Origin of the sequence: Pseudomonas frederiksbergensis (genome assembly GCF_900105495.1) — a bacterium.
Classification (GTDB): domain Bacteria; phylum Pseudomonadota; class Gammaproteobacteria; order Pseudomonadales; family Pseudomonadaceae; genus Aquipseudomonas; species Aquipseudomonas frederiksbergensis.
In genome coordinates this window covers 616,266-629,850 of the sequence record NZ_FNTF01000002.1, presented here as the reverse complement: position 1 = coordinate 629,850, position 13,585 = coordinate 616,266, and the positions used below count along the sequence as shown (strand labels likewise).

12 protein-coding genes are annotated in these 13,585 nt (G+C 61.8%); 9 read left to right on the top strand and 3 right to left on the bottom strand.

Annotation, left to right across the window (positions count from 1 at the left end; translation table 11 throughout):
* Positions 1-15 precede the first annotated feature (15 nt).
* The 7 genes from BLW70_RS03545 to BLW70_RS03515 all read left to right on the top strand — a co-directional run bounded on the left by BLW70_RS03545 (position 16) and on the right by BLW70_RS03515 (position 7,290).
* Positions 16-879 carry a LysR family transcriptional regulator gene (locus tag BLW70_RS03545; protein ID WP_074871737.1) on the top strand — a complete coding sequence of 288 codons (864 nt, stop codon included), beginning with the start codon at positions 16-18 and terminating at the stop codon, positions 877-879.
* A gap of 221 nt (positions 880-1,100) precedes the next feature.
* A complete protein-coding gene (locus BLW70_RS03540) occupies positions 1,101-2,177 on the top strand; it encodes a putative 2-aminoethylphosphonate ABC transporter ATP-binding protein (RefSeq protein ID WP_074871735.1) in 1,077 nt (358 codons plus the stop codon).
* Positions 2,177-3,901: a putative 2-aminoethylphosphonate ABC transporter permease subunit gene (locus tag BLW70_RS03535; protein WP_074871734.1), complete on the top strand. Its 1,725-nt coding sequence runs from the start codon at positions 2,177-2,179 to the stop codon at positions 3,899-3,901. Before BLW70_RS03540 ends, BLW70_RS03535 begins: the two co-directional genes overlap by 1 nt.
* 31 nt (positions 3,902-3,932) lie before the next feature.
* The gene (locus BLW70_RS03530; RefSeq protein WP_074871732.1) at positions 3,933-4,958 is read left to right on the top strand and encodes a putative 2-aminoethylphosphonate ABC transporter substrate-binding protein; all 1,026 of its coding nucleotides are present in this window, start codon (positions 3,933-3,935) and stop codon (positions 4,956-4,958) included.
* 124 nt (positions 4,959-5,082) lie between these two features.
* Positions 5,083-6,216: a TIGR03364 family FAD-dependent oxidoreductase gene (locus BLW70_RS03525; RefSeq protein WP_074871729.1), complete on the top strand. Its 1,134-nt coding sequence runs from the start codon at positions 5,083-5,085 to the stop codon at positions 6,214-6,216.
* Entirely contained in the window at positions 6,216-6,782 is a 567-nt protein-coding gene (locus BLW70_RS03520; protein WP_074871727.1) for a phosphonate degradation HD-domain oxygenase, read from the top strand. The genes BLW70_RS03525 and BLW70_RS03520 overlap by 1 nt, the downstream gene beginning before the upstream one ends.
* An 85-nt stretch (positions 6,783-6,867) precedes the next feature.
* Entirely contained in the window at positions 6,868-7,290 is a 423-nt protein-coding gene (locus tag BLW70_RS03515; RefSeq protein WP_074871725.1) for a hypothetical protein, read from the top strand.
* Between the two features lie 41 nt (positions 7,291-7,331).
* Here BLW70_RS03515 and BLW70_RS03510 read toward each other — a convergent pair whose 3' ends face one another.
* Positions 7,332-8,708 (bottom strand): GTPase/DUF3482 domain-containing protein, encoded by a 1,377-nt coding sequence (locus BLW70_RS03510; RefSeq protein ID WP_074871723.1) that lies wholly within the window; start codon positions 8,706-8,708, stop codon positions 7,332-7,334.
* Positions 8,701-10,080, bottom strand: a complete 1,380-nt coding sequence (locus BLW70_RS03505) for a DUF2868 domain-containing protein (protein ID WP_074871721.1) — start codon at positions 10,078-10,080, stop codon at positions 8,701-8,703. Before BLW70_RS03505 ends, BLW70_RS03510 begins: the two co-directional genes overlap by 8 nt.
* 85 nt (positions 10,081-10,165) lie before the next feature.
* Here BLW70_RS03505 and BLW70_RS03500 point away from each other — a divergent pair, with 85 nt between their 5' ends.
* Positions 10,166-10,678 carry a dihydrofolate reductase gene (locus BLW70_RS03500; protein WP_074871719.1) on the top strand — a complete coding sequence of 171 codons (513 nt, stop codon included), beginning with the start codon at positions 10,166-10,168 and terminating at the stop codon, positions 10,676-10,678.
* A gap of 110 nt (positions 10,679-10,788) precedes the next feature.
* On the opposite strand, the gene BLW70_RS03495 is transcribed toward BLW70_RS03500, so the two are convergent.
* Complete coding sequence (locus BLW70_RS03495) at positions 10,789-12,180, bottom strand: L-cystine transporter (protein WP_074871717.1); 1,392 nt, start codon at positions 12,178-12,180, stop codon at positions 10,789-10,791.
* A 255-nt stretch (positions 12,181-12,435) separates the two neighbouring features.
* Here BLW70_RS03495 and BLW70_RS03490 point away from each other — a divergent pair, with 255 nt between their 5' ends.
* Positions 12,436-13,491 (top strand): HAD family hydrolase, encoded by a 1,056-nt coding sequence (locus BLW70_RS03490; RefSeq protein WP_074871716.1) that lies wholly within the window; start codon positions 12,436-12,438, stop codon positions 13,489-13,491.
* Positions 13,492-13,585 lie beyond the last annotated feature (94 nt).

The window sequence follows — 13,585 nt, the reverse complement described above, 5'->3', positions numbered from 1 at the left end:
CGATGGGGGAAGGGTGTGCTGAGTGCCGAGCTGAAGGCGTTTTACATGGTTGCCCGCTTGGGCAGCATTACCCTGGCGGCAAAAAAACTCGGCCTGAGCCAACCCACGGTGACGACCCAGATTCGCAATCTGGAAAGTCAGTACTCGGTTGAACTGTTCTACCGTGGCGGCCGCCGCCTCAGCGTCAGCGATGAAGGTGCGCGGCTGTTGCCGATGGTGAAGGTGCTGTTGCAGCAGGAAGCCGACATCGAGTTTTTCCTGCGCAACAGCGGTCAGGTCCAGGGCACGTTGCGCATCGCCGCGACGGCGCCGTATTACATCCTCGATCTGGTGAAGACCTTTCGCGAGCGCTTGCCGCAGGTGGAAGTGTCGGTGGAGATCGGCAACTCCCAGCAGGTGCTTGAAGCGCTGGAGGATTACCGGGTGGATGTCGCGGCGTCGTCGCAGTTGCTCGACGATGCTCGGTTGATTCGCCGGGTGCTCGGCAGCGATCCGCTGGTGCTGGCGGTGCATCGCAATCATCCGCTGGCGGTTCACGAGCATGTGCCGCTCAGTGCGTTGGCCGGGCATACGTTATTGATGCGCGAGTCGGGCTCGACTACTCGACGCCTGACCGAAGAGTTGCTGGCCGGCGCCGGGGTGAGTTTCGGGCCGCTGCTGGAGATTGGCAGCCGTGAGTCGATCCGTGAGGCGGTGTTGCGCAACATCGGCATCAGCATCATCGCCCGACAGGAAGTGCCGCATGATCCGCAACTGCGCGTGCTGACCCTGGAGAATGCGCCGCAGATCCCTGAGTATTTGTACTGCCTCAAGGAGCGAAAAAACGCACGGCTGCCGGCGGCGTTTCTGGGGTTGGCGCAGGAAATGGCCCCCGCGTAATGATCGTTCCCACGCTCTGCGTGGGAATGCCTCAACGGACGCTCCGCGTTCGGCTCTTGGGACGCAGAGCGTCCCGGGCTGCATTCCCACGCAGAGCGTGGGAACGATCGGCGGTGAACCCAAATCCTCGAATACCACTATCAGCCGTTTTTGCCTCACTGCCACATGACGGACGCATTACAAATCTAGGATGGCCTTCATCTGCTTGATGAGGCCTGTCCATGAACCACTCGATCGCAACTGCCCTGACCAACCCCGGCGCCCCGATGAAAGTGCGTGGCGTGCAGAAACGCTTCGGCGCCTTTACCGCGCTGGATAACGTTTCCCTCGACGTGGAAGCCGGTGAACTGGTGTGCCTGCTTGGCCCGTCGGGCTGCGGCAAAACCACTTTGTTGCGTTGCATCGCTGGTCTTGAGAAGCAGGACAGCGGCGAGTTGTACCTCGGCGATCGCGACGTTTCCCACCTGGCGCCCCAGGCTCGGGACTACGGCATTCTGTTTCAGTCCTACGCGCTGTTTCCCAATCTCACCGTCGAAGCGAACATAGCCTACGGCCTCGCCGGCAGTGGTCGCGATGAAGTGCGCCAGCGTGTCGGTCAGATGCTGGAGCTGGTCGGCCTGATCGGCAGTGAGAAAAAGTACCCCGGCCAATTGTCCGGCGGCCAACAGCAGCGCGTCGCACTGGCTCGGGCCCTGGCGCCGGCACCTTCGTTGCTGCTGCTGGACGAACCGATGTCGGCCCTCGATGCCCGGGTCCGCGAGCACCTGTGCACCGAACTGCGCCAACTGCAGCGCAACCTCGGCATCACCACCCTGATGGTCACCCACAATCAGGACGAAGCCATGCTGATGGCCGACCGCATCGCCGTGATGAACAACGGCAAGGTCGAGCAATACGCCACGCCTCAGGAAATCTACGACCGCCCGGCCACACCGTTTGTGGCGGAGTTCGTCGGCCAGGGCAACTGGCTGCCATTCCAGCGCAGCAGCGACAGCCATGCCCGGGTCGGCGGGATGAACATGCGCCTGGCCGCCGATTCGGGCAACGCCGCATCGGGTCGTCTGTTTTGCCGTCCCGAAGCGATCAACGTCAACCCGCCCGTGCATGAAGAAAACCTGTTCCCGGCCAAGGTTCGCGAAATCACCTTCCTCGGCAACCGCTGCCGCATGAGCTTCGAACTCGATCAACTGCCGGGCCATGCATTGCTGGCGGAACTGGCACCGGAAGCCATGCCGCGCCTCGGCGCGCAGCAGATCATGGTCGCCTTGCCGCCGCGCTGCCTGCAGGTGTTTGCCTGATGAGCGCGAACCTCGCGCTGCCGATACCGCACAAGCAGGTTCGGCAGACCTCCCGTGCCGAGATCGGCGACCGGGTGTTCGTGGTCGGCGGCAAAGTCCTGTTGCTGGTGTTGCTCGGCGTTGCGGTACTGATGCCGTTGCTGGCGATCTTCTGGCGCGGTTTCAGCTCGGAAGCCGGGCAGGGCGGCGGTCTGGTGGCCGCCCGTGAATTGGCGACCAGTGCGAATTTCCACTGGTTGCTCGGCAATAGCCTGAAAGTTTCCCTGAGCGTGGCGGCGATTGTCGTACCGCTGGCTTACCTGTTTGCCTACGCCCTGCAACGCACCTTGATTCCAGGCAAAGGCATCTGGCGCGGCATGTCGCTGTTGCCGCTGATGGCGCCGTCGATGTTGCCGGGTATTGCGCTGGTCTATCTGTTCGGCAACCAGGGCATGTTGCGCGGTTTGCTCTCAGACAATATCTACGGTTTCTGGGGCATTGTTCTGGGTGAGGTCATCTACACCTTCCCACACGCGCTGATGATTTTGCTGTCGGCCCTGTCCCTGGCGGATGCGCGACTGTTCGATGCCGCCTCCAGCATGGGCGCCAGTCCGGCGAAGGCCTTTCGCAGCATCACTTGGCCGGCAACGCGTCAGGCTGTGTTCGCGGCGTTCTGTCTGGTGTTCACCCTGACCATCACCGACTTCGGCGTGCCCGTGGTGGTCGGCGGCGATTATCAGGTGCTGGCGCTGGAAGCCTACAAAGCCGTGGTTGGCCAGCAACAATTCGGTCGCGGCGCGTTGATCGGCATGGTCCTGCTGTTGCCGGCGCTGTTCAGTTTCGGTGTCGATGCCTGGTTGCGTCGGCGTCACGGCGATTCCATGAGCGGTCGAGCGCAGGTCTTTCAACCGGCGCCGTCGAAACTGCGCGACGGTTGCTACCTGACCATCGTGCTGCTGATCTGCGCGGTGTTGCTGCTGGTGTTCGGCATGGCGGTGTACTCGTCGCTGGTGAAATTCTGGCCGTACAACCTGTCGCTGTCGCTCAATCATTACCAGTTCAACGACACGGCGGGCGGCGGCTGGCTGGCCTATGGCAACAGCGTGAAGATGGCCTTGTGCACGGCGTTGATCGGCAGCGTGCTGATCTTCACCGGCGCCTACCTGATGGAAAAAACCAAGGGCCAGCGCGGACTGAACCTGACACTGCGCATGCTCAGTTTCGTACCGATGGCGGTGCCGGGTCTGGTGCTGGGCCTGGGTTACGTCTTCTTCTTCAACCTCAGCGGCAACCCTCTGCATGTGCTCTACGGGACCATGACCCTGCTGGTGGTCTGCACCATTGCTCACTATTTGACCACCGCGCAAATGACCGCCACCACCGCGTTGCGCCAACTCGACGCCGAGTTCGAAGCCGCCGCGCTGTCGCTCAAGGCGCCGCTGTATCGGCATTACCTGCGCGTCACCGTGCCGATCTGCCTGCCGGCGTTGCTGGACATCGTGCGCTACCTGTTCGTCTCGGCCATGACCACCGTCTCGGCAGCGATCTTCCTCTACAGCCCCGACACCATCCTCGCGGCGGTGGCGGTGCTGAACATGGACGACGCCGGCAACGTCGGCGGCGCGGCGGCGATGTCGACCCTGATTCTGTTCACCTCGGCGGGCGTGTCCCTGCTGCTGGCCTGGGCTTCGCGCGGTTTGTTGCGCCGCTCCCAGGCCTGGCGGCAGACCGCGCCTGGTCATTGATTCAACCCCTCAACTCAAACAGGAAAAGATCATGTTCAAGCCTATGGCCCTGGCCGCTGCTGTCCTCACCGCTTTCAGCCTGAACGCCTTCGCGGCGAAAACCGAGTTGACGGTGTACACCGCCCTCGAAGCCGAGCAATTGAAGACTTACAAAGCAGCCTTCGAAAAGGCCAACCCGGACGTCGAGATCAAGTGGGTGCGCGACTCCACCGGCATCATCACCGCCAAACTGCTGGCCGAAAAAGCCCGCCCGCAGGCTGACGCCGTGTGGGGCCTGGCGGCGTCGAGCCTGGCGATTCTCGACCAGCAAGGCATGCTGCAAAGCTACGCACCGAAAGACCTGGGCAAGATCGGCAGCAACTACCGCGACGCCGCCAACCCGCCAGCCTGGGTCGGCATGGACGTCTGGGCGGCGACCATTTGCTTCAACACCGTCGAGGCCGAAAAGCAGGGTTTAACCAAACCGGTGAGCTGGCAGGACCTGACCAAGCCTGAGTACAAAGGCAAGATCGTGATGCCCAACCCGGCCTCGTCCGGCACCGGTTTCCTCGACGTCAGCGCCTGGCTGCAAACCTTCGGCGAGAAGCAGGGCTGGCAGTACATGGACGACCTGCACCAGAACATCGGCCAGTACGTTCACTCCGGTTCCAAGCCCTGCAAACTGGCGGCGTCGGGCGAATTTCCGATCGGCATTTCCTTCGAGTACCCGGCCGTTCAGCTGAAACGCCAAGGCGCGCCACTGGACATCATCCTGCCGAAAGAAGGCCTGGGCTGGGAGATCGAAGCGACCGCAGTCATCAAGGGCACCCCGCACGAAGAGGCGGCGAAGCAACTGGCTGACTTCTCCGCGAGCCCGGCGGCGATGGAGCTTTATAAAGAGAACTTCGCCGTCCTCGCGCAACCGGGTATCGCCAAGCCGCAGACCGAATTGCCGGCCGATTATGAGCAGCGTTTGATCAAGAACGACTTTGCCTGGGCCTCGAAGAATCGCGACCAGATCCTGGCCGAGTGGCGCAAGCGCTATGACGGCAAGTCCGAGAAAGTGGCTGCCAAGTAAGATTTTCATCGGCTGACAGGGCCCCTTCGCGGGCAAGCCCGCTCCCACAGGTTTTGTGAACACCACGGACCCTGTGGGAGCGGGCTTGCCCGCGAAGGCGGCTTCGAATTCAGGACACCTCTCCATGACACACCACAACGACATGCTGATCGTCGGCGCCGGCATTCTCGGCCTGTCCCACGCCTACGCCGCCGCCCGGCGCGGTCTGAAAGTCACCGTTTTCGAACGCAGCGAAACCCCGCTGGGCGCCTCGGTTCGCAACTTCGGCCAGGCCCTGGTCACCGGCCAGCCACCGGGCCCGATGCTCGAACTGGCCAAAGCCAGCCGCGAGATCTGGGGCCAATGGGCACAACTCGCCGACCTGCAACTCAAGCGCAACGGTTCATACCTGTTTGCCCGCACCGAAGCCGAAGAACACCTGCTGGAAGCCTTCTGCGCCGGTCGCGCCGTGGAACACGGTTACCGCGTCGACCTGCTACGCGGCGCTGCATTGCGCGATGTGTACCGCGGCCAATTCAGCCATCACCGCGCCGCGTTGCACGGGATGGACGATCAGCAACTGTATTCCCGCGAAGCGATTCCAGCGCTGATCGACTACCTGCATCGCGACCTCGATGTCACGTTTCACTTCTCCACACTCGTGCGCGACATCGAGCCCGGCCGCGTGCACAGCACCGCCGGAGCCTTCAGTGCCGAGCAGATCATCGTCTGTTCCGGCCACGATTATCAGACGCTGCTGGCCGAGCCGATCGTCGAACTCAACCCGCAAATCTGCCGCCTGCAAATGCTTCGCGCCCGACCGCATATCAACCTCAACCTGCAACACGCGCTGCTCACCGGTCTGAGTTGCGTGCACTACGGCGCCTTCGCCGATCTGCCGCAAGCGGCGGCGGTGCAGGCGCAAATCCTGCGCGAGGAACCGCACCTGCATGAACACGGCATTCACCTGCTGATCAGCCCGACACCTTATGGCGAGTTGATCATTGGCGACTCCCACCATTACGGCAGCGATCCGTCGCCGTTCAACGCCGAGCAGGTGGATAACTGGATGATTGAACTGGCCGAGCAGGCGTTGGGCTGCAGGGTGCAAGTGGTCGAACGCTGGCAGGGCGTCTATGGTTCACGGGGGCCGGGGCCGTTCTCGTTTCTGCGGCCGATGCCGGGTGTGAGCGTGGCACTGATGCACACGGGTGTCGGCATGAGCGTCGGCCCGGCGATGGCTGAACGTAACGTAGCGACGTTGCTGGGAGAGCGTTGATGGACCGCAATGAGCAAGTGATCGCCGAGGTGTTCGGTCTGTACGAGCGCTTTGGCGACAGCGATTACATCGGCGAGCCGGTGTCGCAGATCGAGCACATGTCCCAGGCTGCCGAACGGGCGATGGCCGAGGGTTTCGATGACGAAGTGGTCCTGGCTGCGTTCTTCCACGACATCGGGCATATCTGCGCCGAGAGTGCCGAGAACATGGGCGGCTTCGGCGTGGTCAGTCACGAGCGCCTGGGCGCGGACTACTTACGCCGGGCAGGTTTCAGCGAGCGCATGGCGCGGCTGGTGGAGTACCACGTTCAGGCCAAGCGTTACCTGACGCTGAAAGAGCCTGGGTACTACGAGCGCTTGAGCAAAGCCAGTCGTCGGACGCTGGAGTATCAAGGCGGGGTGATGACGGCGGCCGAGGCTGAAGCGTTCGAGCAAGATCCGTTGTGCGAGGTCAGTCTGCGGATGCGCCAGTGGGATGAGTTGGCAAAGGAGATGGCGGTGCCGGTGATGGATCTGGAGGTGTTGAAACGCAAGGCGGTCGGTCTCTTGTCCCGCAAGGTGCAATGAGTTGTCTCACAGGCAATTGAGAAACGGCGGATGGAGGGGCTTGCAGTAACGGTTCAATCTGGGCTTTTCGCAAGGAAGCGCACGGATGCGTTATTTGAAAGTGATTGCACAGGATCGAAGCAGGAAGGGCTCGGCAGATACCGTTCATTTTGAGTTCCATGAAGATGATCGGTTGCAGCGTGAGACGATGGATGTGGATCGGCAGCGGCTCAGTTCTTTTGGCAAAACCTATTTGAAATGCGCCTGGTTCAACGAGGGTGAAGGTGAGGAGCGACACTTGCGCATCTTCTCGCAGAATCCATCCGCTGACGGTACACCTGAAACGGTGCGGCTGCATTTTCACGAGGGGCAGAAGATTGCCTATAAAGCCGCGGCTCACGATCTTGATAACGATGGTGGGCTGGAGGTGATACTGAGTTCGGATGTGGACAATGACGGGCGCGCGGATCGCACGGATCGCAGTCGTGTCACAGCGTTGGTGAGAGAGTTTCTGAAGGTCGATTGGTAGTGGTTGATCGTTCCCACGCGGGAGCGTGGAAACGATCAGGTTCAGAGCTGCTGCGCCAACGCTTCGATCTGCTCCTGCCGTTCCGCCTGGCTCAACTTCGGATAGGGATTGAGTGACGACCACTGCGGATGCGCCCGGGCCTTGTTCAGCGGTTCGGGCAGTTTGCCTTCGCGCCAGGATTTGTCCTGGGGTGTGGCGACCTGAATGCTGTCCATCGCCGCGTGCCCGCGCGCATTGAGCGCATGCAGCAGTTGCCGCTGGCGCAACGCCAACAGCCGCAGCACGCTGTCATCGACGGTCAGTTCACGCTGGCCTTTGATCTTGCCCATCAACCGACTGCCATAACTGCGGGCCGTTTGCAGGGCGCCACCGGCAATCGCGCCAGCCAATGCGGCCGCGCCGAGGGTCAGGCCGCCGACCAGCAAGTCCACGCCGGCCCCGGCTGCCGCGCCGGCCGCGATACCGCCACCGACTCGCACGCCGAGTTGCTTCAAGGTTTCCGGGTTGAACAGGTCGTCACCCCAGCGGCCATCGAGCAGCGGCAGATCACTGGCCGCCGCGTCCTGTGGGCGGAAGGCGTAGAGCTTGAGCAGCGCTTCGACGCAGCGTTGTTCCCGTTGTCGAACCGCTTTGCGCAGTTCGTTGATGGCCTGCTGTTCTTGCTCGGCTTCGCTGACCACGCTGCGTCGGCAGGCGGCGCAGTCGATCAATAATTCGGCAATCAGCCGCGCTGCACTCTGTTGCCGGGCCCGACGTTGCGCTTGCTGATCGGCGATCAAACGTTCCAGTTGCGGCCGGGCGTTTTCCAGCAGCAGGGCGAGGCTTTCATAGAGTCGACGTTCGCCATCCTCCGGCGGTGCGACGCTGTCGAAACGCACCAATGCATGCAAGCCCAGACGTGCCAATGCCTCGCGCCAATCCGGTTCGCGGTGGTTGGCGCTGCTGACGAAATTCAATACCGGCAACAGCGGTTTGCCGCAGCTGGCCAACACTTCCAGTTCGTCGCGGTATTTGGCCAGCACCGGTTCCCGGGCGTCGATCACGTAGAGACCGGCGTCGCAGGTCAGCAGTTGCCGCAGCACCTTGGCTTCCTGTTCAAACCGTTGTCGTGCTTCGCTGCCTTCAAGAAATCGCGCTAACCGTGCCGGGCCGTCGAGACGTTCGCCGGGACGTTCCAGGCGTTCGAGATAGTCGAGCAGCGCGATGGCATCTTCCAGGCCGGGGGTATCGTAGAGGTCGAGCAACGGCTCGCCGTCCACCGACAACCGTGCGCCTTCGACGTGTCGTGTGGTGCTGGGGCGATGTGACACCTCACCAAAACCGACATCGCGGGTCAGGGTGCGCAGCAACGAGGTTTTGCCGACATTGGTGTGGCCGACCACGGCGAGCTTCAAGGGCGCTTTCCACGGATTAGTCATGACCGCTCTCCAGCCAGTTCAACGGCGCGCAATCGGCGAACGGCAAGTCCAACTGTTGCAGCGCCACGTGCCAGTCGCCCAGCCTTTGGGCGTCGAGCGCCTCGCCCGGCGGTGCTTGCAGCAACCAGACACGGGTGGCGCTGGCGCTGCGGGCCAGTTCGGCGATCAGTGCCAGGCTGCCGCGGTCCGGCGAGCGTCGAGGATCGCAAGCGATGGCCAGACGGGCCGGGGGAAAGCGGCTCAGTTGTTCGAGGAGTTTGTGCCGCGATTCGCGACTGTCGAGGATGCCGGCATTGCTCACGGACTTCGGCAGTGGCGGCGGCCAGGGGCGTTGATCGTCCAGCTCGATGGCCACCAACAGCGCGCCATCGCTTGGTAGGTCGCTGACCCCGTTTTCGATTCGATGCAGTTGTTCTGGCGCCGCGTCGCTGATGCCCAGGCGTTCACTGGTCGGCATCAGCCGTTCACGCAGTTGGGCGTAGCCGGGCAGGTTCAAATCCAGGTGCAAGGCCGCTTGGCCGGTTTTCCAGCGCCACAGGCAAAACAGCGCCAGCAACAGGCGCGGCAAAACACCGTAGACCACCAGCACGCCGACCAGCCATGTGGCCCAGGCTTGACGGGCGCTTTCGATGTTGAGCGCGGCATCGCCGCTGGCGCGGATCATCTCCACGGTCGGAACGTTGAAACCCAGCATGGCCGGCAGGGCGCCGAGGGCCTGGGTCATGGCGACGAAGGTGTCGCCGCCCAGGAGCGTGGTTTCCCAGACGAAGCCATAACGCCGGGTCGCCATCAGCATCAACAGCATGACCAGCGCGCTGAGCATGGCGAGCAACCACAAGCTGTTGACCAGTACGCCAACCGCCCAGCGATTGAGTTTCTGTCGTTGCAGCAAGAGCAGCAGGGCCGGGGCCAGTTGCGCGGCTTTGGCATCGCGGGCGAGTTTTTCGCTGAGCCATAACCATAGGCGTCCCAGCGTTGCGCCGTGTTCGCCGGCGAAGACTAGGCTCAGCGCCCAGCTCAGCAATAGAATCAGGTTCAGTCCGAGCAAACTGCCCAAGGCCCAGAACACATTGACCGGGGTTTGTCCGTCGCCCAACGCGGCAAACGCCAGGCCGGCGCCGCTGGCAATGGCCAGCAGCGCCATCACGATCAGCGCCAAACGTGCGCCTTGCAGCCAATGTGTGAGGGCATTGGTCAGCCCATCGCGCTCGGCCAGCCATAGGGCGCGGCGTTGAATCCGTGTCGGCAGATCACCGCCCGCGCTGCGGGCCAGTCGGTTGGCTTCCAGATCATCCAGGGGGCCGGCGTGTTCTTCACGCAGGCGCACCGTCTCGGTCAGCCAGAGGTTTTGCAGTGGAGTCAGTTCAGTCACGCGGCATCCCGTCGCTCAATCGAGCTGTGAGCATAACCGCTGTGACGCTTATCGGGGTACGGGAGGCTCTGGTATCCTCGCCGGCATGACTAAATCACTCCCCCTCAGCCTGATCGCAGCCCTCGGTGAAAACCGTGTGATCGGCGTCGACAACAGCATGCCCTGGCACTTGCCGGGGGACTTCAAATACTTCAAGGCCACGACCCTCGGCAAGCCGATCATCATGGGTCGCAAGACCTGGGATTCCCTCGGTCGTCCGTTGCCGGGCCGGTTGAACATCGTGGTCAGCCGTCAGGCGGATCTGCAACTCGAGGGCGCGGAAGTTTATCCGTCGCTGGAGGCTGCGGTGGTTCGCGCTGAAGAGTGGGCTCGGGAGCAGGGCGTCGATGAGCTGATGCTGATCGGCGGGGCGCAGTTGTATGCGCAGGGGTTGGCGCAGGCTGATCGGCTGTATTTGACGCGCGTGGCGCTGAGCCCGGAAGGGGATGCGTGGTTTCCGGAGTTTGATTTGAAGCAGTGGAAGCTGGTGTCGAACGTGCCGAATCCAGCGGAAGGCGACAAGCCGGCCTACAACTTCGAGGTGTGGGAGCGCGCATAGATCGTTCCCACGCTCTGCGTGGGAATGCAGCCCGTGACGCTCCGCGTCACTGGACGCGGAGCGTCCCTTGAGGCATTCCCACGCGGGAGCATGGGAACGATCAGAGCGGGTTAAGCGTGAGCCAACTCCGAATGCGCATCCGCATCCAGCAGCTCTTTATCGGTCTGCTGCATGATCTGGCTGGTGATCGCACCGGCCGTTATCGAACCGCTGACGTTCAACGCCGTGCGGCCCATGTCGATCAGCGGCTCAACCGAAATCAGCAACGCCACCAGTGACACCGGCAAGCCCATCGCTGGCAATACGATCAACGCGGCAAACGTCGCGCCACCGCCAACCCCCGCCACACCGGCCGAACTCAGCGTCACAATCGCCACCAGCGTCGCGATCCACAGCGGGTCCAGCGGGTTGATGCCCACGGTTGGCGCGACCATCACCGCCAACATCGCCGGGTACAGACCGGCACAACCGTTCTGGCCAATGGTCGCGCCAAACGACGCAGCGAAACTGGCGATGGACTGTGGAATACCCAAGCGGCGGGTCTGGGCTTCGATGCTCAGCGGAATGGTCGCAGCGCTGGAGCGGCTGGTGAAAGCAAACGTCAGCACCGGCCAGATCTTGCGGAAGAACCGCAGCGGATTGATCCCGGCCGCCGAGACCAGCAGGCCATGGACCACAAACATCAGGCCCAGCCCGAGGTAGGAAATCACCACGAAACTGCCGAGTTTGATGATGTCCTGCAGGTTGGAGCCGGCGACCACTTTGGTCATCAGCGCCAATACGCCGTAAGGGGTCAGCTTCATCACCAGACGCACCAGACGCATCACCCAGGCTTGCAGGGTGTCGATGGCGTTGATCACTTTCTGACCTTTCTCGACGTCATCTTTCAGCAGTTGCAGCGCCGCGACCCCAAGGAATGCAGCAAAAATCACCACGCTGATGATCGAGGTCGGCTTGGCGCGAGCGAGGTCGGCGAACGGGTTTTGCGGAATGAACGACAGCAACAGCTGCGGCACATTCAGGTCGGCAACCTTGCCCGCGTAGTCGGTCTGGATGGTTTGCAGACGCGCCATTTCCTGAGTGCCAGCCACCAGGCCTTCGGCGGTCAGGCCGAAGAGGTTGGTCAGCCCGATACCGATCAGCGCCGCAATGGCCGTGGTGAACAGCAGCGTGCCGATGGTCAGGAAGCTGATCTTGCCCAGCGACGAGGCGTTGTGCAGACGGGCCACGGCGCTGAGGATCGAGGCGAACACCAATGGGATCACGATCATTTGCAGCAACTGCACGTAACCGTTGCCCACCAGATCGAACCAGCCGATCGAGGCTTTCAGTACCGGGTTGCCGGCACCGTAGACGGTGTGCAGAGCCACACCGAACACCACGCCCAGCACTAACGCGAGCAGGACTTTCTTCGCCAGGCTCCAGGTGGTGTGACGGGTTTGCGCCAGGCCAAAGAGCAGGGCGAGGAACACCAGCAGATTGAGGATCAGCGGCAGATTCATTGGAACTCCGATAGAGACTTGTGCCGGCCACCTTCCGGGGCAGCCGCGAACCGGCAAGCCTAACAGCTTGATATCTAATGAATTAATATCGAAAACATCTGACTACTGTCGTTTTTGGAATAAGCGGATGTCGCGGACAGGGGTGCAGCTGGCGTAATAGGGACGCAAGCGGTCGCGGGCAGACGAGGGCTGTCATATTTATTTGATAGCGTCGAGCTCTTTGAATCAGGGTCTTTTAACAAGGAAGCATTGCCGATGAAGCTCGCACCGAAATTTCTGGTCGCTGCACTTTGCCTGGGCCTTGCCGGCCAGGTATTCGCTACGGATTTGAAGCATTGGCCAGCCGATCAGGCCAAGGCGCTGGACGCAATGATTGCCGCCAATGCCAACAAAGGTAACTACGCGGTGTTCGACATGGATAACACCAGTTACCGCTACGACCTCGAAGAGTCGTTGCTGCCGTTCATGGAAAACAAGGGTCTGATCACCCGCGAGAAGCTCGACCCCTCCCTGAAACTGATGCCGTTCAAAGACACCGCCGATCACAAGGAAAGCCTGTTCAGCTACTACTATCGCCTCTGCGAACTCGACGACATGGTCTGCTATCCATGGGTCGCGCAAGTGTTCTCCGGCTTCACCCTCCAGGAACTCAAAGGCTACGTCGATGAGTTGATGGCGTCCGGTAAACCGGTGCCGGTGACGTATTACGAAGGCGACGTGGTCAAGAAACTCGACGTCAACCCGCCGAAAATCTTCACCGGCCAGAAAGAGCTCTACAACAAGCTGATGGAGAACGGCATTGAGGTCTACGTGATGACCGCCGCCTCCGAAGAACTGGTGCGCATGGTCGCCGCCGATCCGAAGTACGGCTACAACGTCAAACCGCAGAACGTGATCGGCGTGAGTTTGTTGCTCAAGGACCCGAAGACCGGCGAACTGACCACAGCACGCAAGCAGATCACCGCGGGCAAGTATGACGAGAAGGCCAACCTCGGCCTCGAGCTGACCCCGTACCTGTGGACCCCGGCGACCTGGATGGCCGGTAAGCATGCGGCGATCCTGACCTACATCGATGAGTGGAAAAAACCGGTACTGGTGGGTGGCGATACCCCGACCAGCGACGGTTACATGCTGTTCCACGATGTCGACGTGGCCAAGGGTGGCATCCACTTGTGGATCAACCGCAAAGACAAATACATGACCCAGATTAACGGCATGATGGCCAAGCACGCCGCGGCTCAGGCCAAGGAAGGGTTGCAGGTTACGGCGGACAAGAACTGGGTGATCGTGAAGCCTGAAGAGATTCAGTAAGCACCACGATGATCGTTCCCACGCTCCGCGTGGGAATGCAGCCCGTGACGCTCCGCGTCACTGGACGCGGAGCGTCCCTTGAGGCATTCCCACG